15 protein-coding genes are annotated in these 19384 nt (G+C 66.1%); 14 read left to right on the plus strand and 1 reads right to left on the minus strand.

Features of this window, described 5'->3' with window-relative positions; translation table 11 throughout:
• Positions 1-123: 123 nt before the first annotated feature.
• Positions 124-978, plus strand: coding sequence for an N-formylglutamate amidohydrolase (locus GLR48_RS07265; RefSeq protein WP_237060171.1), 855 nt, complete (start codon positions 124-126; stop codon positions 976-978).
• Between the two features lie 20 nt (positions 979-998).
• Positions 999-2792, plus strand: a complete 1794-nt coding sequence (locus tag GLR48_RS07270) for an SLC13 family permease (RefSeq protein WP_237060180.1) — start codon at positions 999-1001, stop codon at positions 2790-2792.
• A 3-nt stretch (positions 2793-2795) separates the two neighbouring features.
• On the opposite strand, the gene GLR48_RS07275 is transcribed toward GLR48_RS07270, so the two are convergent.
• On the minus strand, positions 2796-4049 hold the full coding sequence (locus tag GLR48_RS07275; protein ID WP_237060182.1) for a DNA polymerase IV: 1254 nt from the start codon (positions 4047-4049) through the stop codon (positions 2796-2798).
• A 25-nt stretch (positions 4050-4074) separates the two neighbouring features.
• Here GLR48_RS07275 and GLR48_RS07280 point away from each other — a divergent pair, with 25 nt between their 5' ends.
• From GLR48_RS07280 to GLR48_RS07335, 12 genes are all read left to right on the plus strand, one after another.
• Positions 4075-4527 (plus strand): NUDIX domain-containing protein, encoded by a 453-nt coding sequence (locus tag GLR48_RS07280; RefSeq protein WP_237060184.1) that lies wholly within the window; start codon positions 4075-4077, stop codon positions 4525-4527.
• Positions 4528-4658: 131 nt separating this feature from the next.
• A complete protein-coding gene (locus GLR48_RS07285) occupies positions 4659-6665 on the plus strand; it encodes a hydantoinase/oxoprolinase family protein (RefSeq protein ID WP_237060186.1) in 2007 nt (668 codons plus the stop codon).
• 177 nt (positions 6666-6842) lie between these two features.
• Positions 6843-7445, plus strand: a complete 603-nt coding sequence (locus GLR48_RS07290) for a CDP-alcohol phosphatidyltransferase family protein (protein ID WP_237060188.1) — start codon at positions 6843-6845, stop codon at positions 7443-7445.
• A 10-nt stretch (positions 7446-7455) separates the two neighbouring features.
• Positions 7456-8652, plus strand: coding sequence for an ABC transporter substrate-binding protein (locus tag GLR48_RS07295; RefSeq protein ID WP_237060189.1), 1197 nt, complete (start codon positions 7456-7458; stop codon positions 8650-8652).
• A 103-nt stretch (positions 8653-8755) separates the two neighbouring features.
• Positions 8756-10447: an ABC transporter permease gene (locus GLR48_RS07300; RefSeq protein ID WP_237060191.1), complete on the plus strand. Its 1692-nt coding sequence runs from the start codon at positions 8756-8758 to the stop codon at positions 10445-10447.
• Entirely contained in the window at positions 10440-11075 is a 636-nt protein-coding gene (locus GLR48_RS07305; RefSeq protein WP_237060193.1) for an ATP-binding cassette domain-containing protein, read from the plus strand. The genes GLR48_RS07300 and GLR48_RS07305 overlap by 8 nt, the downstream gene beginning before the upstream one ends.
• A gap of 69 nt (positions 11076-11144) precedes the next feature.
• On the plus strand, positions 11145-12323 hold the full coding sequence (locus GLR48_RS07310) for a DUF3095 domain-containing protein (RefSeq protein ID WP_237060195.1): 1179 nt from the start codon (positions 11145-11147) through the stop codon (positions 12321-12323).
• Between the two features lie 104 nt (positions 12324-12427).
• Complete coding sequence (gene tal / locus GLR48_RS07315; RefSeq protein WP_237060197.1) at positions 12428-13369, plus strand: transaldolase; 942 nt, start codon at positions 12428-12430, stop codon at positions 13367-13369.
• A gap of 78 nt (positions 13370-13447) precedes the next feature.
• Positions 13448-14047, plus strand: a complete 600-nt coding sequence (locus tag GLR48_RS07320) for a TetR/AcrR family transcriptional regulator (RefSeq protein WP_237060199.1) — start codon at positions 13448-13450, stop codon at positions 14045-14047.
• A 107-nt stretch (positions 14048-14154) separates the two neighbouring features.
• Entirely contained in the window at positions 14155-15246 is a 1092-nt protein-coding gene (locus GLR48_RS07325; protein WP_237060201.1) for an efflux RND transporter periplasmic adaptor subunit, read from the plus strand.
• A complete protein-coding gene (locus GLR48_RS07330) occupies positions 15243-16310 on the plus strand; it encodes an efflux RND transporter periplasmic adaptor subunit (RefSeq protein ID WP_237060202.1) in 1068 nt (355 codons plus the stop codon). Before GLR48_RS07325 ends, GLR48_RS07330 begins: the two co-directional genes overlap by 4 nt.
• A complete protein-coding gene (locus tag GLR48_RS07335) occupies positions 16307-19375 on the plus strand; it encodes an efflux RND transporter permease subunit (protein WP_237060203.1) in 3069 nt (1022 codons plus the stop codon). The genes GLR48_RS07330 and GLR48_RS07335 overlap by 4 nt, the downstream gene beginning before the upstream one ends.
• The last annotated feature ends 9 nt before the right edge of the window (positions 19376-19384 follow it).

The following is a 19384-nucleotide window of genomic DNA, read 5'->3' on the forward strand; positions in this document are numbered from 1 at the left end:
AACGAACAAGGACACGGGCGAACCGCGTCGGGTAGGCGGTCTATAAAAGGATCATCCGGGGGGATCAAGGGCTTTTGCTGTTTTCTGTAAACGCGCTATCTATGGTCCCAGACAGGAGCATCCATGACCCACGCCGCCTACGATCTTTTGCTGCCTGCGGTCCGGTCGACCTGCGTGGTTTTCGCGTCACCGCACAGCGGGTCAGAGTATTCTGCGGCGTTTCTGGCTCAGTCCCGGCTGGATGCCCAGACCATCCGATCGTCGGAAGATGCTCATGTGGGCGCGCTATTCGATGCAGCACCCCGCCATGGCGCACCGCTTTTGCTGGCGCGTGTGCCGCGCGCGTTTGTCGATTTCAACCGCGCGGCAGAGGATCTGGATCCCGCCGTCATCGATGGCGTGCGGCGCCTGTCGCAGAATCCCCGCGTGGCCAGTGGGCTGGGTGTGATTCCCCGCGTCGTGGCCGGGGGGCGGGCGATCTACGATGGCAAGATTTCCCTCGCGCAGGCGCACGGACGCATCACGACGTTCTGGCGGCCTTGGCATGATCGGCTGCAGGCGCTTCTGGACGAATCGGGGCAGATGTTCGGGCGGGGGATTTTGATCGACTGTCATTCGATGCCGCACGAAGCGCTGGACACGATCGGCAGCGCCCGGCCCGACGTGGTGATCGGTGATCGTTTCGGCGCATCCGCCAGTGCCGACATCGTGGCAGAGGTCGAAGCCGCGCTGACCGACGCGGGTTTGCGGGTGGTGCGCAACATGCCCTTTGCCGGGGCCTACGTCACGCAGACCTATGGCAAGCCCGCACGCCGGCGCCACGCGATCCAGATCGAGGTGGACCGCGCCCTCTACATGAACGAAGTCACGCTCGAGAGGCGTGCCGATTTCGAAGACCTTCGCGCGCTGCTGGGTGACGTCGTCGCCCGCGTCGCCGCTTACGGCGCGTCCGACGACCGGGCGATGGCGGCCGAATAACCCTTCTTCCGATGGACATGATGACCGATCTGATTCCTGCCGACTGGGCGCCCTTTGTGGCGCTGGGCCTTCTTCTGGTGCTGCTGGCTGCCTTCATCTGGGAAAAATACCCGCCAGAGGTGACGGCCGCCGGGGCTGCCGCCCTGTTCATCATCCTGGGCCTCGTGCCCGTGGACCAGGTGATGACGGTCTTCTCGAACTCCGCCCCGATCACCATCGGCGCGATGTTCGTGCTGTCCGGCGCGCTGGTCCGCACCGGCCTGCTGGAGGCGCTGTCCAATCGCATCGTCCGTGTGGCAGAGACCCGGCCGCTGGTGGCGGGTATCGCCTTTGTGGTGGCGGCGATGGTGGCCTCGGCCTTCGTCAACAACACGCCGGTCGTGCTGGTGCTGATTCCCGTCGTGATCCGGCTGGCGCGGTCGCTGGATATTGCCGAAACGCGGCTTTTGATCCCGCTGTCCTATGTCGCGATTCTGGGCGGCACACTGACGCTGATCGGCACCTCGACCAACATCCTGATTTCCGGTGTCGCGACAGAGCAGGGGCTGGAGCCCTTCGGCATCTTCGAAATCTTTCCCGTCGGCCTGATCGCGATTGCCGCGGGTGTCGGTGCGCTTGCCGTGCTCGGGCCGCTGCTGCTGCCGGCCCGCCGCGGTGGCATGGATAACGCGGCCAAGCGTGATGCGATCTATCTGACCGAGGTGCGCGTGACCGAGGATTTCGCCAACCTCGACAAGCCGGTCAGCGAGATTGCCGATTTCGCCCATGCAGGTGTGCAGGTCACAGGTATCCGGCAGGGCGGTGTGCTGCGCCGGACGGATCTGTCGGACCATGTCGTGACGGCGGGGGACGAAATTGTGTTGCGCGCGACCACGTCGGAACTGCTGACCCTGCATACGATGCCCGGCCTGATCACCGGTTACCGGCGCGGTGCGGCGCCGATGAACGTGGCCGACGGCGATCTGGTGATTGCAGAAGCGATGGTCACTGCGGGCCGCCGCGGCGGCAGCCAGACCCTCGATCAGATGTCGATCGGCTATCGCCACGGCATGCGCGTGCTGGGCGCCTACCGCCACGGCCATCAGGTCGGCCCGGATCTGCGCAGCGCCCGGCTGCGCCCGGCCGATTCGCTGCTGCTGGAAGGGACACAGGGCGCCTTTGACCAGCTGTCATCTGCGGGCGACATGATGACGGTGACGCTGTCATCGGGGCGGGCCTATCGTCGGGCGCGAGCCCCCATCGCGCTGCTGGCGCTGCTGGCGGTCGTGGGCCTCGCGGCCTTTAACGTAGCCCCTATCGCGGTGCTGGCGCTGGTTGCAGTCGCCGTGATCCTGATCTTGCGCTGCATCGACAGCGACGAGGCCTGGGGGGCCATCGACGCGCAGATCCTCGTGCTGATCTTTGCCATGTTGATCGTGGGCATCGGCCTGCAGGAGACAGGTGCGGTGCAGTTGATCGTCGATACGCTGGCGCCGGTGCTGGACGGATTGCCACCGATCCTGCTGCTGGCGGCGCTTTATACCGTGACATCGATCCTGACCGAGATGGTGACGAATTCCGCCGTCGCGGTGATCCTGACGCCGATCGCGGTCGGACTGGCCGCGCAGGCGGGGATCGACCCGCGACCGCTGGTGGTCGGTGTGATGTTCGGCGCCTCGGCCAGTTTCGCCACCCCCATCGGCTATCAGACAAACACGCTGGTCTATGGTGCGGGCGATTACAGGTTTGCGGATTTCCTCAAGATCGGGGTGCCGATGAACGTGATCGTCGGTGCGGCCTCGGTCCTTGCGATCCCGCTGTTCTTTCCGTTCTGAGGCTTAGCGCAGGGCGCGCCCCTTGATGATGGCGGCCTCACCGAAGCGCTGCCGGATCGCATCGGCGGCACGCTCTGCCCGGACCCGGCGGTCGGCGTCGGGATCGAGCAGATCGCCGGACAGGTCGGCATCCGCCCCCGCGGTCAGTTCCGACAGGCCCACACCCAACAAGCGATAGGTCGGGTGTGGTCCTGCCGCGTCGAACAGTGCGCGGGCCGTGCGATAGATCGTGTCGGCGATTTGGGTTGGGTGTCGCAAGGATTGCCGGCGCGAGATCAGCGCGTGATCGCTGCGCTTGAGTTTCAGCAGGACCACGCGTCCCGCGATATCCTTCGCCTTGGCCCGCGCGCTGACCTTTTCGGCCATGCGCCAGATGTGCCCGTCGAGGATGTCGGGATCGCTGGTGTCCTCGTGGAACGTCGTCTCGTTCGACAGGCCGCGGACGGGGGTATGCGCACTGATCCGGCGGCCGTCCTGACCCCGGGCAAGTTGCCACAGCCGGTCGCCCATGCCGCCGAAACGGTCGGCCAGATCGCGCCGGTCCCAGCGCAGCAGGTCGTCGAAGGTGCGGATGCCGGCGGATGCCAGACTTTCCTGTCCGACGGCACCGATGCCCCAGATCAGGCGGACGGACCTGGGGCGCAGGAATTCCGTCGTCTCGGCCTGACCGATCAGGGAAAAGCCGCGCGGCTTGTCGAGGTCCGAGGCGACCTTGGCCAGGAACTTGTTGTGCGACAGCCCGATGGAGCCCGACAGCCCGAGTTCGTCCTTCATGCGCTTGACGAGGCGCGCGAGCATGACGGCAGGCGGTGCACCGTGCAGACGGGCGGTGCCGGTCATGTCCATGAAGGCCTCGTCCAGCGATAGGGGTTCGACGACGGGGGTGAGGTCGTCCATCATCGCGCGGATCGCGCGAGAGGCTTCAACGTAGGCGTCAAATCGCGGTCTGACGATCACCGCGTCGGGACAGAGCTTCAGCGCCTGAAACATCGGCATTGCAGATTTCACGCCGCGGATGCGGGCGACGTAGCAGGCGGTGGAGACGACGCCCCGCCGGCCGCCGCCGATGATGACCGGCTTGTCGGCAAGGGCCGGGTTGTCACGTTTTTCCACGCTGGCATAGAATGCGTCGCAGTCCATGTGGGCAATGGTCAGATCGAAGAGTTCGGGGTGTGATGTCACGCGCGGGCTGCGGCAGGCCGGGCACCGCCGTGCGGTGTCGAATGTGGTCAGGCAATCGCGGCACAGGCTGGGCATGGGTCATAGATAAGGGGTGCGCGGCATGGCGACAACGCAGGAGTTCGACGGGGCCAAGGTGGCGCTGTTCCTCGGGCACCGGTTGCTGATCATCCGGCGCGACGACAGGCCCGACATTGTCGATGCGGGACTGTGGGATTTTCCCGGCGGCGGGCGGGAGGGGGAGGAGACGCCCTTTCAGACCGTCGCGCGCGAAACCCGCGAGGAAGTGGGTCTGGTGCTGACACCTGCTTGCGTGCTGTGGCAGCGCCGGTTCGCAGCACCCCAAGGGTCGGACCGCTGGTTCTTTGTCGCGCGACTGCTGGCGCGGATGCAGGCAGACGTGGTGTTCGGCGACGAGGGGCAGGGCTGGCGGATGGCGGATGTGCCGGAGGTTCTGGCGCTGCCGGATGTCGCAGGCGCCTTGCAGCAGCGTCTGGCGCTGTGGCTGGCGGGCGAGGCCGCGTGCGACGCCGTGCCTGCGGGTCTGTCGGTCTGACGCGGCCGGGCAGCGCCGCACGTGTTGCACCCGGCGCGCTTGGCGACTGGTCACGCGGTACGGCGGCCGATTGGGGGTGGCGGCGTCCGGGGTGCTGTGGCTAAACCCGGCAAGGGAAAGGGGGCGTGGTCATGGGTTATCTTCTGGGAGTCGATACCGGCGGCACCTACACCGACGCGGTCGTGCTGGATGGCGACGCGACTCGCGTGCTGGCGCGGGCCAAGGCGCTGACCAGTCGCCCTGATCTTGCCATCGGCGTGGCCGGGGCGATCGATGCGGCGATTGCCGATGCCGGGATTGCTGCGGCCGAGATCGAGATCGTTGCGCTCTCCACCACGCTGGCCACAAATGCCTTGGTGGAGGGGCAGGGCGGACGCGTCGCCCTTGTGGCGATCGGGTTCGACCCCGCATCCCTCGTCCGTGCGGGGCTGGAGGACGCGATGCGGGGCGATCCTGTCTTTGCCATCGCAGGGGGCCATACGCACGCGGGCACTGAGGCGGCAGACCTTGACCTTGCGGCGCTGAACCGTGCGCTGGACGACGCAAGCGGGATCACCGGTTTTGCGGTTGCGGCACATTTCGCCACGCGCAATCCGGCCCATGAACTCACCGCAGCCGCTGCGATCCGGGCGCGGACCGGCCTGCCCGTCACCTGCTCTCACGAGCTTTCGGCGGCGCTGGGCGGGCCGAAACGGGCCCTGACGGCCGTGCTGAATGCGCGACTGATCGGCATGATTGCCGGACTGATCACTGCGGTCGAGGGGCATCTGGCCCAGTCCGGTATCGCGGCCCGGTTGATGGTCGTGCGGGGCGATGGCGCGCTTATTCCCGCGGACATGGCGCGGGTGCGCCCGATCGAGACGATCCTGAGCGGACCTGCCGCCTCGGTCGCCGGGGCGGCCTGGCTGACGGATGTGCAGGATGCCATGATTTCGGATATCGGCGGCACCACGACCGACATCTGCCAGTTGCAGGGCGGGCGTCCGCGGATCGATCCGCAGGGGGCAATGGTCGGCGGATTCCGCACCATGGTCGAGGCCGTGGCGATGCGGACCTTCGGCCTGGGCGGCGACAGTGCGGTGACAGTGACCGGAGGCCTGACGGGAGGCCTGCAGTTGGGGCCCCGGCGCGTGATGCCGATCGCACTTTTGGCGCAGACCCATCCGGCGCTGGTGCATCCGGCACTGGATGCGGCGCTGGCGCTGGACGGCCCACCTTTGGACGGGGCTGCCTTTATCGTGCCGCTGTGGGATGTTCCCCCGGTCGGGCGTGACGCGCGAGAGGCGGCCATTGTCGCAGGTCTGATCCATGGTCCTGTCCGGATGGGTGACGTCGTGACGACCCGGTTGGAACAGCCGGCCCTGATGCGCCTGGTGGCGCAGGGTCACGCGCTGATCGCCGATGTCACGCCCTCCGATGCGGCCCATGTGCTGGGGCTGGCGGATGTCTGGGATGCGGAGGCGGCCGTGAAAGCGATGACACTGCTGGCCCGCCGACGGCGCGGCGACGGTCAGCGGATCGCACCGGATGCCGACACGCTGGCACGCGCGATCGTGGATCAGGTCACGGCGCAGACGGTCGACTGCCTGCTGCAGGCGGCCTTTGCCGACGACGGTCGTGATTGGGGCACAGCTACGCCCGAACATCTGGCGCGGCATCCGTTGACCGTGGCCGGTCTGGACGGGCACGCGGGACTGATCACGACGCGGCTTGGCCTTGGTGTGCCTGTGGTCGGCCTTGGCGCGCCTGCGGCCACCTATTACGGCGCAGTGGGGCAGCGTCTGGCGACCCGCATGATCGTGCCGGAACATGCGGACGTGGCCAATGCCATCGGCGCGGTCGTGGGACAGGTTGTCATGCAGGCCAGAGGCAGCGTGACGGCGCCGGCGCCCGGGCGATGCGTGGCCCATCTGGCCGACGGTCCGCAGACATTTGCAACGCCAGAGGACGCCATTTCGGCACTGGAAGCGGCCCTGATCGCCAGTGCCACCGCGCAGGCCCATGCTGCGGGCGTGACCGATCCGCAGGTTGCCGTGACGCGGGACGTGAACAGCGCCCGCATCGAAGGGCAAGAGACGTTTTTCGGGGCCGATCTGCGCGCGACGGCGCGCGGGCGTCCGCGGATCGCCCATGGCTGATCTGCTGATACACAGACCGGTCGCCCGCGACGGCTGCACAACGCGGTCTGTGCGCAAGATGGACGACGCAGCCCCGCCGCGCGGATGTCTTAAGACAGTGCCTCACGTTTGCGTCAGGCGGATTGCGCAGGCCAGTGCGCCGGGCCAGAACGTGACAACACGCAGGATTATGCCACGATGCTCGACCGCCTCGCCCGCCGTCTGATCGACCCGCCCCTGAACCGGCTGGGCCGTGGCTTGGCCGCCCGTGGGTGGAGCGCCAACGGCGTCACGCTGCTGGGCCTCGGGCTCGGGGCGCTTGCGGCGGTCACCATCGCACTTGGAGCGCCGCTGCTGGCGTTGATCCCGCTTCTGGCCAGTCGGCTGGCCGACGGGCTGGATGGTGCTGTCGCACGGGCAACGCAGAAGACCGATTTTGGCGGATATCTTGATATCGCGTGTGATTTTGCTTTCTACGGGGCAATACCATTGGCTTTTGTGTTCTATGATGCTGCTAACGGTTTACCTGCGGCCTTTGTACTGGCGTCGTTCTATTTCAACGGCACCAGTTTTCTTGGCTACGCCATCGTCGCGGAAAAGCGCGGACTGTCGACGCAGGCCCAGGGCGTGAAGTCCCTGTATTACTCCAATGGCCTGCTGGAAGGGACCGAGACCATCGTCTATTTCGTCCTGCTGTGCCTGTTCCCCGCAGCCTTTGCCCCCCTGTCTTGGGTCTTCGGCGGGCTATGTTACCTTACTGCGACCCTGCGCCTGTATGGCGCATCCAAGTTGTTCACGTGAAAGGACTCCGATGAAATCCCTCGCCCTTCTGGCCGCACTGGCCCTGCCTCTGTCCGCCCACGCACAGACTGACCCTGCCGACTGGGATGCGGTGATCGCCGCCGCCAAAGGGCAGACCGTGTACTGGAACGCCTGGGGCGGGTCCACGACGACCAACGATTTCATTGCCTGGATCGGCGACAAGGTGAAAACCGAATACGGCGTCACGCTGGAGCACGTCAAACTGACCGACACCGCCGATGCGGTAACCCGCGTGCTGGCGGAAAAGCAGGCCGGGACGGACACGGGCGGCGCCATCGACATGATCTGGATCAACGGCGCGAACTTCGCCGCGATGAAGGATGCGGGGCTGCTTTATGGTCCCTTCGCCGAGCAATTGCCGAACTGGCAGTATGTCGACACCGCAGGCAAGACCGTGCAGACCGACTTTACGGTCCCCGTCGAAGGCTACGAATCCCCTTGGGCAATGGCGCAGGTCGTTTTCGTCTACGACAGCGAGACGATGGAGCCTTTGGGGTCCATGCAGGCGATCCTCGACTGGGCGACGGCGCACCCGGGCCGCTTTACCTATCCGCAGCCGCCGGATTTCCTTGGGACGACATTCCTCAAGCAGGTGTTGGTGGATACATTGGATGATCCAAGTGTCCTGCAACAGCCCGCGACGGATGAAAACTACGCCGAGGTGACGGCACCTCTCTGGGATTACCTCGACAAGTTGACGCCGACGCTGTGGCGCGAGGGCCGTGCCTATCCCGCGACCGGCACCGCCATGTTCCCGCTGATCGCTGATGGAGAGATCGATCTGTCGACCTCCTTCAGCCCCGGTGCCGCGACTGCGGCGATTGCCAACAACGAGCTGCCGGATACCGTCCGGACCTTCGTGCTGGACAAGGGCACCATCGGTAACGCGAGCTTCGTGGCGATCCCCTACAATTCCTCCCACACCGAAGGTGCGATGGTTGTAGCCAACGCCCTGCTGTCGCCAGAGGCGCAGGCCCGCGCGCAGGACCCCGGCATCCTTGGCTACGGCACCGTGCTGGCGATCGACAAGCTGGATACGGACCAGAAGGCCCTGTTCGATGCCCTCGACCTTGGCATTGCCACGCTGTCGCCAGAGCAGCTTGGCACCGTGCAGGCCGAACCGCACCCCAGCTGGATGACCCGGATCGCCGACGACTGGACCAGCCGTTACGGCGTGGCGCAGTAGGTTTGCCGTTGCCGGTGCATGCGGATCAGGGCAGCCGCCGTTCGCGGGGCCGAACGGCGGCTGCAAGATATGATCGCGTGCAACCGTGCATCCGCATTCTGGCATGAGGAACCGCCTTTTGCCCGTCGTGCCGGCGCTGACGCTGCTTGCGATGCTTGGCCCTGTCCTGGCGGGACTTTACGGCACGGTCCTGCCGGCCTTTGGCCATCTGCCTGCCGCCGGGCTGACGGGGCCGAACCTCGATGCCTTTCGGGCTCTGCTGGCCTGGCCCGGCCTGTCGCGCAGCGTGATGCTGTCGCTGACGACCGGTCTTGGCACGACCGTCATCGCGCTGACGCTGGTGATGCTGCTGGTCGCGGGCTGGTCCGGGACGCGGGCGTTTCGCGTTCTCGAACGCCTGCTCTCGCCGCTCCTCAGCGTGCCGCATGCCGCCGCCGCCTTCGGCCTTGCCTTTCTGATCGCGCCATCGGGCTGGATTGCCCGCCTGTTGTCGCCGGGCGTGACCGGATGGACGAACCCGCCCGACTGGCTGATCGTGCAGGATCCCTGGGGTCTGACGATGATCGGCGGCATGGTCGTGAAGGAGATGCCGTTTCTGCTGCTGATGACCCTTGCAGCCCTTGGCCAGACTGACGCGGCCCGCGCCCGCCAGATCGCTGCGGCGCTTGGGTATGGTCGCACCACCGGCTGGTTGAAGGCCGTCTTTCCAAGGGTCTACGCCCAGATCCGCCTGCCGGTCTACGTCGTCCTCGCCTACGGGATGAGCGTCGTGGACGTGGCCCTGATCCTTGGACCCAACACGCCGCCGCCGCTGTCCGTTCAGATCGTGAAATGGATGGGGCAGCCGGATTTCACCGCGCGCCTGCTCGCGTCGTCTGCCGCGCTGCTGCAACTGGCTCTTGTCATGGGTGCCTTGCTGGCCTGGCGGGTGGGGGAAATGCTGGTGGCCCGGCTGGGCCTTGCATGGATAAACGGCGGTCACAGAGGCGCACAGGATGCGCCGGTCCGCGCCATGGCGCTGACCGGTGGGGCCGTGGCCGCGCTGTCGGTCCTGCTGGGCCTTGGCGTGCTGGGTGTCTGGTCCTTTGCCGGCTACTGGGGCTTTCCCGACGCGCTGCCCGACGCCTTTACGCTCAAGACCTGGATGCGGCAGGGCGACGGCGTGCTGGCGGCTTTGAGAGAGACCGCTCTGATCGCGGGTGTCGTGACCTTTGCAGCACTGATCCTGACGGTAGGATGCCTTGAGGCAGAGTATCGCCACCGCCGCACCCTGACGCAACGCGGCCTCTGGCTGCTGTATTTGCCGCTGCTGATCCCGCAGACGGCGTTTTTGCCGGGCTTGCAGGGGCTGCTGCTGACCCTTGGCGCCGATGTCGGACGGGCGCCGGTGATGCTGGCGCATCTGGTCTTTGTCCTGCCTTATGTCTTTCTGTCGCTGGCCGATCCGTTCCGGGCGTGGGACATGCGCAACGGCACGGTCGCAGCGGCCTTGGGCGCCTCGCCTGACGGCATCCTGTGGCGGGTGCGTCTGCCGATGCTGCTGCGGCCCGTGCTGACGGCGGTGGCGGTGGGCCTGTCGGTCAGCGTCGGGCAATACCTGCCGACCCTGCTGATCGGCGGCGGGCGGGTCGCGACACTGACGACCGAGGCGGTGGCGCTGTCGTCCGGCGGCGATCGCCGGGCCATCGCCGTGTTCGGCCTGATGCAGACGGGGGCGGCGCTGGTCCCCTTTGCGCTGGCACTGCTGGTCCCCGCCCTCGTCTGGCGCAATCGGAAAGGATTACAGCATGGATAAGGGCCTGACGCTGGACCGCGTGGCGATCTTCAAGGATGGCACACCGCTCGTCGCCCTCGACCGGCATATCGCACCGGGAGAGGTCGTGTCCGTCATGGGCCCCTCCGGCATCGGCAAGTCGACGTTGCTGTCGGTCGTGACGGGCACCTTGCCGCCTGCGTTCACCTTCACCGGGCGGGTTTTGCTGGACGGGCGCGACATCACCCGTGCAGCCCCGCACCGGCGCATGGTGGGCATCCTCTTTCAGGATGATTTGCTGTTCCCCCACCTGTCCGTCGGCGCGAACCTCGCCTTCGGCCTGCGGCCGGGCGGCAACAGCGCCGACCGCCGCAAACGCATCGCGCAGGCGCTGGAGGAGGTCGATCTGGCGGGGTTCGCCGACCGCGATCCCGCCACCCTGTCGGGCGGGCAGAAGGCGCGTGTCGCGCTGATGCGGATGCTGCTGGCAGAGCCGTGCGCGCTGCTGCTGGACGAGGCGTTCAGCCGTCTTGATACGGCGCTGCGCGCGCAGATCCGCGACCTTGTCTTTGCCCGCGCCCGCGACCGTGCCCTGCCGGTCCTGATGGTCACCCACGATGCCGAGGATGCTGCCGCTGCCAAGGGTGCCATCGTCAATCTGGGCGACTGACGCGCGCCGAGGCACACGCGAAATTGCACACGGTCCACGAAATTCATGCCATGATCGCCGCATCCGGCGGTGATCCCGGCGGGGTCTGGGGGAAGGAACCGACCGATCGAACATGCCAGCTTTTACGCCGCCCTGCCGCTGATCGACGATTTCGAGAGGCTTAGCGACACGGCCAATTTCACGGCCCTGCCCGAGGATTGGCTGATCGGGGTGTCCGATATCGAAGGATCGACTGCCGAAATCGCCAAAGGTCGCTACAAGGCCGTGAACATGGTCGGCGCCGCCGTCATCTCGGCGCAGATGAATGCGATGGACGGGCAGCCGTTTCCCTTTGTCTTTGGTGGCGACGGGGCAACCTTTGCGATCTGGCCGGAACAGGCGCGCGCGGCCGCGGACGCCATGCGCGCGGTGCAGCGCTGGGCGCTGGACGAATACGGCATCACGCTACGCGCCGCGCTGGTGCCGGTGCGCGACATTCGGGCCGCGGGGCTGCGGATCGCGGTCGCGCGCTACCGCGTCTCTGACGGCGTCGACTACGCCATGTTCCACGGCGGCGGTGCATCCTGGGCCGAGCAGGCGCTCAAGGACGGTATCTACGGATTTGACCCCGCGCCCTCGGGGGTCAGGCCCGATCTGACGGGTCTGTCGTGCCGCTGGGCGCCGCAATCCGCCCGCAACGACATGATCCTGTCGCTGGTCGTGGTGCCTGTGCCCGGTGCCTCTGCAAGGCTGTATGCACAGGTCGCGGCGGAAATCGTGACGCTGGCGCAGACCTTGGACCGGGGCGGTCACCCCGTCCCCCGTGACGGCCCCGCGATGCAGTGGCCTCCGGAAGGTGTCGCTTTGGAAGCGCGGGCACAGCGCAGGTCAGGCACCCTTCTGCGGCAGCGGGCGGGAATCCTGTTTCAGACGTTTATGGCCTGGTTGCTGACCCGCACAGGCTGGACGGTGGGTGGCTTCGATGCGCGGCGTTACAATCGCGCGGTGGCCGGGAATTCGGACTTCCGGAAATGGGACGACGGTCTGAAGATGACGCTCGATTGCGACAACGAGACGTCGAAACGGATCGAGGCGTTGCTGGCGCATTACCACGACCGGGGCATCCTGCGCTATGGCCTGCACCGCCAGGACAGCGCCATCATGACCTGCATCGTGCCCTCGATCATGCGCAACGATCACATCCACTTTGTCGACGGTGCCGCGGGGGGTTATACTGCCGCCGCCACGGCCATGAAGGTGCAGGGCTGACCGGCCTCGTGTGGCGAAGCTGCTTTACGAGTCCGCCCGTATCACGCAATGTGCCGCCAACGCCCGCACCAACGGTGCGGTGCATGACTTACAGGAGATACGACATGAAAAGCGTCCTCGATCAACTGCGCGAGATGACCACCGTCGTGGCCGACACCGGCGATATTGCGGCGGTCAAGCGCTACGCCCCCGTCGACTGCACGACGAACCCGTCTCTCGTGCTGGCTGCCCTGACCGATCCGGCATCCGAAGACATGATCGCCCAAGAGATGGAGGCCGGACGCAAGGCCGGCCTGACCGCGGGTGAACAGGCCGACAAGCTGACCGTCGCACTGGGGGCTGAACTGACCAAGGTCGTGCCGGGCCGCGTCTCGACCGAGGCCGACGCCCGCCTGTCCTTCGACACCGACGCCTCGATTGCGCGGGGGCGCGCGATCATCGCCGATTATGCCGAGCGCGGCATCGGTAAGGACCGTGTCCTGATCAAGCTCGCCTCGACCTGGGAGGGCATCCGCGCGGCGGAGGTGCTGCAGGACGAGGGCATCGACTGCAACCTCACGCTGCTTTTCGCGATGGCGCAGGCGGTGGCCTGTGCGGATGCGGGTGCTTTCCTGATCTCGCCCTTCGTGGGGCGGATCACGGACTGGTACAAGAAGGCACAGGGCGTCGATGGCTTTGCGCCGGATCAGGATCCGGGGGTGCAGTCGGTGCGGCAGATCTATGACTACTACAAGTCGAACGGCATCGACACGGTCGTCATGGGCGCGTCGTTCCGCAATACCGACCAGATCAAGGCGCTGGCCGGTTGCGACAACCTGACGATCTCTCCCAAGTTGCTGGACGCGCTGGGGCAGGAAAACGCCGATCTGCCCCGCGCGCTGAGCCCGGACAAGGCAAGCGGCATGGCAAAGGTCACGATGGACGAGGCGACCTTCCGCTGGGAAATGAACGCAGACGCCATGGCGACAGAGAAACTGGCCGAAGGCATCCGCAACTTTGACGCGGATCACCAGAAGCTGCTGAAAGTGATCGGCGACCGTATGTAATCCGGACAGGGGCCGGTCGTCTGCGACCGGTCCCATCCCGCGCTTTCCCGCTTGTCGCGAATACGCTAACCTTGCGCCATGAGAGCAGAGCAACGCGACGCGACCCGCGATCAGATCGTACAGGCGGCGCTGACGTCGATCTCGGAATCGGGATACGACGGTGTCAGCACCCGGACCATTGCCGCACGCGCAGGCGTGACCCAAGGCCTGCTGACCTATCATTTCAAATCCAAGGACGCCCTGTGGCGCGCCGCTGCGGATCACCTGTTCACACGGCTGAATGCGGCCATGGATGCGGGCATCGCGGGGCTGCCTGATCCGTCGCCAGCGGCGGTGCGCCGCGAAACGATCCTGCAGATGGTCGTCTTTGCGTCGCAGCATCCCGAGATGCTGCGGTTCATCATGGACGCGGGCGTGTCCGACAGCAGTTGCGACTGGCTGGTCGAGGCGCACCTGCGCCGCGTTTATCAGCGGTTCTGCGAGTCTCACGCGGAAACGGACCGCGCTGACCTTCCTCACCTGTTTTATATCCTGACAGGCGCCAGTGTTCTGATATTCTCGAATGCGAGTAAATGCGTGCAACTGTCCGGCATGGACCCCCTGACGCCAGAGGCCGTGCGACGGCACGCCGACCTCGTGGCCGATCTGATGGAAGACCGGGCTTTGCTGGGGACCTGATACCGGATTTTAACGGATCGTTTGACAAGTTCCATCTGGTGATCTAGTAAAAATCACTTGTCATATGACAAGCGTAAATTCATCACCGCCCGGCTGGAGTCGACCTGATGCGCGTGAGCCTTTCCTGCCGTGACCGCCTGTGGCGTGCCTGTGCGCTGGTCTTCGCGATATATCTGACGGCGCAGGCCGCCGCTGCGGATCCGCTGCGCGTCGCAACAGTGACCGCAGCCTTGGAATCGAATGCCCGCACCCTGTCGATGACCGGCGCTTTGGTGGCCCGCGACACGGTCACCGCCGCCTTCCCGACCGGTGGGCGCGTGGCCGAAGTGCTGGTCGAGATCGGTGACAGTGTGGCAGCGGACACCGTGCTGGCCCGGGTGGATCAGGTGCAGCAACAACAGGCGCTCCGTGCCGCGCAGGCGGGTCTGGTGTCTGCGCAGGCCAGTCAACGCAAGGCACGCGACGACAGCGAACGGCTGGATGTGCTGCTGGATCGTGGTGCTGCCACACGCAGCGCGCGCGATGCCGCCGCCGACGGGTTGCGCGCCGCCGATGCACAGGTGGCGCAGGCCCAGGCCGAGCTGGATCGCGCGACAAAAGCGCTGTCCGACACCGAGTTGCGCGCGCCCGCCGCCGCCACGGTCACCGATCGTCTGATCGAGCCGGGGCAGGTCATCGGCGCGGGACAGCCGGTGCTGGAGATGGCGATCGGGACGCGCTTTGACGCGATTTTCGACGTGCCGGAATCGCTCATGACACGGCCGCCCGTCGACCCCAAGGTCACGCTGTCGCCGCTGGCACGCCCCACCCAGACCGTCACCGGCGGCGTCAGAGAGATTTCGCCACTCGTTGACCCCCGGACCGGCACAGTGCGTGTCAGCGTCGCGGTCGATGCGCCGCCACCGGGGCTCAGCTATGGCGACCCCGTGCGTGGGGCCATCACCCAGCCCGTTGCGCAGCTGATCGTGTTGCCTTGGACGGCGATGGGGGTTGCGGATGGCGCGCCTGCGGTCTGGGTGGTCGATCCGGCGGACAACAGCGTGACATTGCAGCCTGTGACAGTGCTGCGCTACGAATCAGAACGCATCATTCTGTCGGGTGGCATCGCGCCCGGCACGACCGTCGTCACGGCGGGCACCCAGTTCCTGTATCCGGGGCGCATCGTGGAGCCTCTCCAGAATCCGAAGGACGCCGAATGATCCGCATGTCGCTGTCCTTGATGCTGTCGCTGATAATGGCCCACACCGCTATTGCGCAAGAGGTGGACCAGACCGCCCCCCGCCCCGTCGTGACCGAGGTGATCATGCCGCAGGCGGGAATCCGGCAAAGTTGGGTCGGCTCTGTTGCTGCAAGAGAGGAGACGGACCTTGGTTTCCTGCAACTCGGCACGCTCGCGTCGCGGGCGGTGGATACCGGCGCTATCGTGACAAAAGGGCAGGTGCTTGCGATGCAGGACCCCCGTGATCTGGACGCGGATCTGCGGGCCGCACAGGCCGGTGTGACCGTGGCCGAGGCGCAGGCGCAATCGGCGCGCGATGCCGCGGACCGGGCATCTGAACTGGTGGCGCGTGGCGTAGCCTCTGCCACGACGGCGCAGGGCCAGACCGCGCAGCTGGCCGCCGCAGAGGCACAGCTGGAACAGGCCCGCGCGGCCTTGGCGCGGGCGCAGGATGCCCGCGACAACGCGGTCCTGATCGCACCGCAGGACGGTGTGATCACGCAAGTGTTTGCCGAACCGGGGGCCACCCTGACCGCCGGTGCGCCGGTGCTGCGGCTGGCGGGGACCACGGACCGTGAAGTCGTGATCGACATGACCGACGACGATTTGATCGGTTACGACACCGGCGCCGTCTTCGACGTTACGCTGGAGGCGGACCGCTCGCAGACTGTCGCCGTCACGCTGACCTCCATCGACCCGGTCGCCAGTCAGGCGACCCGCACGCGACGCCTGCGTCTGGCATTGCCAGCTGCGGCGCCTGTCGGTTTCCGCCTTGGCGCGCTGGTGTCCGCCACGCCGCAGACCCAGGCCGCGTCGCGCACCAGCCTGCCGGCTGTCGCCCTGATTGGCGACAGCGCACCGCCGCAGGTCTGGCGCGTAAGCCCCGGCGACCGCAGCGTGCGCCGGGTTCCGGTCGAGGTCGGGCCGCGGATGGGCGACCGGGTGCCGGTGACGGGCGGCCTGTCCGAAGGCGACGAGATCGTCGTGCGCGGTGTCAATTCCCTTGAAGACGGCCAGATCGTCGGCCCGCGGGTGCAGCAATGAAGTCCTTCAACCTGTCCGACTGGGCACTGGGGCACCGGTCCTTCATCTGGTATCTGATGATTGTCAGCCTGATCGCCGGGACGATGTCCTACCTTGCCATCGGGCGAGAGGAAGATCCCAGTTTCGCGATCAAGACCATGGTGATTTCCGCCGCCATGCCCGGCGCCTCGATCGAGGATATGCGCGAACAGGTCACCGACCGGATCGAAAAGAAGCTCGAAGAGCTGGATACACTGGATTACACCCGCTCGATCACGCGGCCCGGCGTGTCCATCGTCTATGTGAACCTCAAGAATTCGGTGAAGGGCAAAGCCGTCGGGGCGACATGGCCGCTGGTGCGGAACATGATGGGCGACATCCGGTCCGAGATGCCGCAGGAATTCGCGGGGTTCCAGTTCAACGACAATTTCGGCGACGTCTTCGGCAACATGTATGCCTTCACTTCTGATGGGTTCAGCCCCCGCGAATTGCGCGACGCGGTCGAAACGGTCAAGCGCGCGGTCCAGACCCTGCCGGATGCGGGCAAGGTCGAGATTTTCGGCACCCAGGACGAGGTCGTGTTCCTCGAATTCTCGACCGCGCGGCTGGCGGCGCTGGGGGTCAATCAGCAGGCGGTCCAGGCAACCTTGCAGGCGCAGAACGCGATCCTGCCGTCAGGCGTGATCGACGCCGGGCCGGAACGCATGCTGGTGCGGGTTGGCGGACAGTTTCAGGGCACGCAAAGCCTTGAAGATGTGAACCTGCATATCGGTGACCGGTTCTTTCGTCTGACCGACGTGGCGGACATCCGGCGCGGCTATCAGGACCCGCCCACAGAGCTTTTTCAGCACAACGGTCAGCCCGCCATCGGTCTGTCCGTCGGCATGCGCGAGGGGGCGAACATCGTGACCTTCGGCGCAGCACTCGAACAGGTGATGGACCGTGTGCAGGGCGATCTGCCCATCGGCATTCAGGTGCATCAGGTGTCGAACCAGCCAGAGGTCGTACAGGAAAGCGTCAGCCACTTCATCCGCGCACTGGTCGAGGCGGTGGTGATCGTGCTGGCCGTCAGCTTCATCAGCCTCGGCCTGCGGGCCGGTCTGGTGGTGACGCTGACGATTCCCCTGGTGCTGGCGATCACCTTCGTCATCATGCATTATGCCGGGTTTACCTTGCAGCGGATTTCGCTGGGGGCGCTGATCATCGCGCTGGGCTTGCTGGTCGACGACGCGATGATCGCGATCGAGACGATGATCACCCGGCTGGAAATCGGCGAGAACCTGACGAAATCCGCCTCCTACGCCTGGACCTCGATCGCGTTTCCGATGCTGTCGGGGACGCTGGTGACCGTGGCGGGGTTCATCCCTATTGGCCTCAATTCGTCGTCGGCGGGGGAGTATACCTTTTCGCTGTTCGTGGTGATCGCCGTATCCTTGCTGATCAGCTGGATCGTCGCGGTGCTGTTTGCCCCACTGATCGGCGTGACGCTGCTGCCCAAGACCCTGCCGCACCACAGCACCGAACCCGGCCGGATGCGGCGCGGGTTCCGGGCCCTGCTGCGCGGTGCCATGCGGTTCAGGTGGCTGACGATCGGTATCACGCTGGGCCTTTTCGGTCTGTCGCTTTACGCGATGCGGTTCGTGGAACAGCAATTCTTTCCCGAAACCGACCGGCACGAGATCCTCGTCGATTTCAGTCTGCCGCAGAACGCCTCCATCGCCGCGACACAGGCCGAGATGACGCGGTTCGAAACCTATCTGAAGGACGACGAGGATGTCCTGTTCTGGTCGTCCTACATCGGCAGCGGCGCGCCACGCTTCGTGCTGACCTACGAGGAGATCGACGCCGCCCCGAACAATGGCCAGATCGTGATCCAGACACCCGACGTTGCGGCGCGCAACCGGCTGCGGGCGCATCTGAACGCGGTGGCCGAGGCGGATTTTCCGGGCACCGATGTCTATGTCAAACTGCTGGACATCGGCCCGCCGGTCGGGCGGCCGCTGCAATACCGCATTTCCGGCCCGGACGTGAACACCGTGCGCGATTACGGCCGGACGCTTGCGGGAATCGTCGATTCCGACCCGCGCACGACGCATGTCGTCATGGACTGGAACGAACCGGCGCGGGTGGTGCGGGTGGATATCGTGCAGGACAAGGCGCGCCAGATGGGCCTGACCGCGTCCGATATCGCCTCTGGTCTGAACACCGTCTTTGCCGGCTCGACGGTCACGCAACTGCGCGACGACACCTATCTGATCGACATCATCGCCCGCGGCAGCGACGCTGACCGCAGCTCTCCCGAGGCGCTGGAGGGGCTGCAACTGAACACCGCCAGCGGCACGACGATCCCGCTCTCCTCTGTCGCGGTGTTCCGGTATGACACGGAACAGCCGCAGATCATCCAGCGCGACCGGGTCCCGACCCTGACCGTCAAGGCCGCGATTGCGAATGACGATCAGCCGGCGACCGTGGTCGCCTCGCTGGCGGGCGGCATTGAAGCGCTGAACGACAGCTTGCCTGCGGGCTATCGCGTGGTGGTCGGCGGAACCGTCGAGACGAGTGCCGAAAGCCAGGGGCCGATCGCCGATGTGGTGCCTTTGATGCTGCTGATCATGGTCACGCTCGTGATGATTCAGATGCAAAGCTTCCGGCTGTCCTTCATCGTGCTTTGCGCGGCGCCTTTCGGCCTGATCGGGGTCGTGGCAGCGCTGTTGCTGTCAGGTGCGCCGCTGGGGTTTGTGGCGATTCTGGGTGTGCTGGCACTGGTCGGCATCCTGACCCGGAACTCCATCATCCTCGTGCATGAAATCGAGGTCGTGCGGGCCGCCGGGCGCCACGCCTGGGACGCCGTGTTCGAGGCGTCGGACAGCCGGGCGCGGCCGATCCTGTTGACGGCGGCGGCGGCGAGCCTCGCGCTGATCCCGATCTCGCGACAGCTGTTCTGGGGGCCGATGGCCTATGCGATGATGGGCGGGATCATCGTAGGGACGCTGGTGACGCTGGTCTTCATCCCGGCGCTTTATGTCGCGGTGTTCCGTTTGTCACCGCCGGGCAAGACCGACGGGCCGGACAAGGCCGCTGATTGAGGCAAAAAT

Origin of the sequence: Loktanella sp. M215 (assembly GCF_021735925.1) — a bacterium.
GTDB lineage: Bacteria > Pseudomonadota > Alphaproteobacteria > Rhodobacterales > Rhodobacteraceae > Loktanella.

Bases quoted from the DNA above. Each gene is read 5' to 3' on its own strand.
- GLR48_RS07285 (WP_237060186.1), top strand. From the start codon at position 4,659: ATGGGTTATCTTCTGGGAGTCGATACCGGCGGCACCTACACCGACGCG.
- GLR48_RS07300 (WP_237060191.1), top strand. From the start codon at position 8,756: ATGAGGAACCGCCTTTTGCCCGTCGTGCCGGCGCTGACGCTGCTTGCG.
- GLR48_RS07325 (WP_237060201.1), top strand. From the start codon at position 14,155: ATGCGCGTGAGCCTTTCCTGCCGTGACCGCCTGTGGCGTGCCTGTGCG.
- GLR48_RS07330 (WP_237060202.1), top strand. From the start codon at position 15,243: ATGATCCGCATGTCGCTGTCCTTGATGCTGTCGCTGATAATGGCCCAC.
- GLR48_RS07270 (WP_237060180.1), top strand. From the start codon at position 999: ATGACCGATCTGATTCCTGCCGACTGGGCGCCCTTTGTGGCGCTGGGC.
- GLR48_RS07290 (WP_237060188.1), top strand. From the start codon at position 6,843: ATGCTCGACCGCCTCGCCCGCCGTCTGATCGACCCGCCCCTGAACCGG.
- GLR48_RS07305 (WP_237060193.1), top strand. From the start codon at position 10,440: ATGGATAAGGGCCTGACGCTGGACCGCGTGGCGATCTTCAAGGATGGC.
- GLR48_RS07335 (WP_237060203.1), top strand. From the start codon at position 16,307: ATGAAGTCCTTCAACCTGTCCGACTGGGCACTGGGGCACCGGTCCTTC.
- GLR48_RS07295 (WP_237060189.1), top strand. From the start codon at position 7,456: ATGAAATCCCTCGCCCTTCTGGCCGCACTGGCCCTGCCTCTGTCCGCC.
- GLR48_RS07275 (WP_237060182.1), bottom strand. From the start codon at position 4,049: ATGCCCAGCCTGTGCCGCGATTGCCTGACCACATTCGACACCGCACGG.
- GLR48_RS07265 (WP_237060171.1), top strand. From the start codon at position 124: ATGACCCACGCCGCCTACGATCTTTTGCTGCCTGCGGTCCGGTCGACC.
- tal (WP_237060197.1), top strand. From the start codon at position 12,428: ATGAAAAGCGTCCTCGATCAACTGCGCGAGATGACCACCGTCGTGGCC.
- GLR48_RS07320 (WP_237060199.1), top strand. From the start codon at position 13,448: ATGAGAGCAGAGCAACGCGACGCGACCCGCGATCAGATCGTACAGGCG.
- GLR48_RS07280 (WP_237060184.1), top strand. From the start codon at position 4,075: ATGGCGACAACGCAGGAGTTCGACGGGGCCAAGGTGGCGCTGTTCCTC.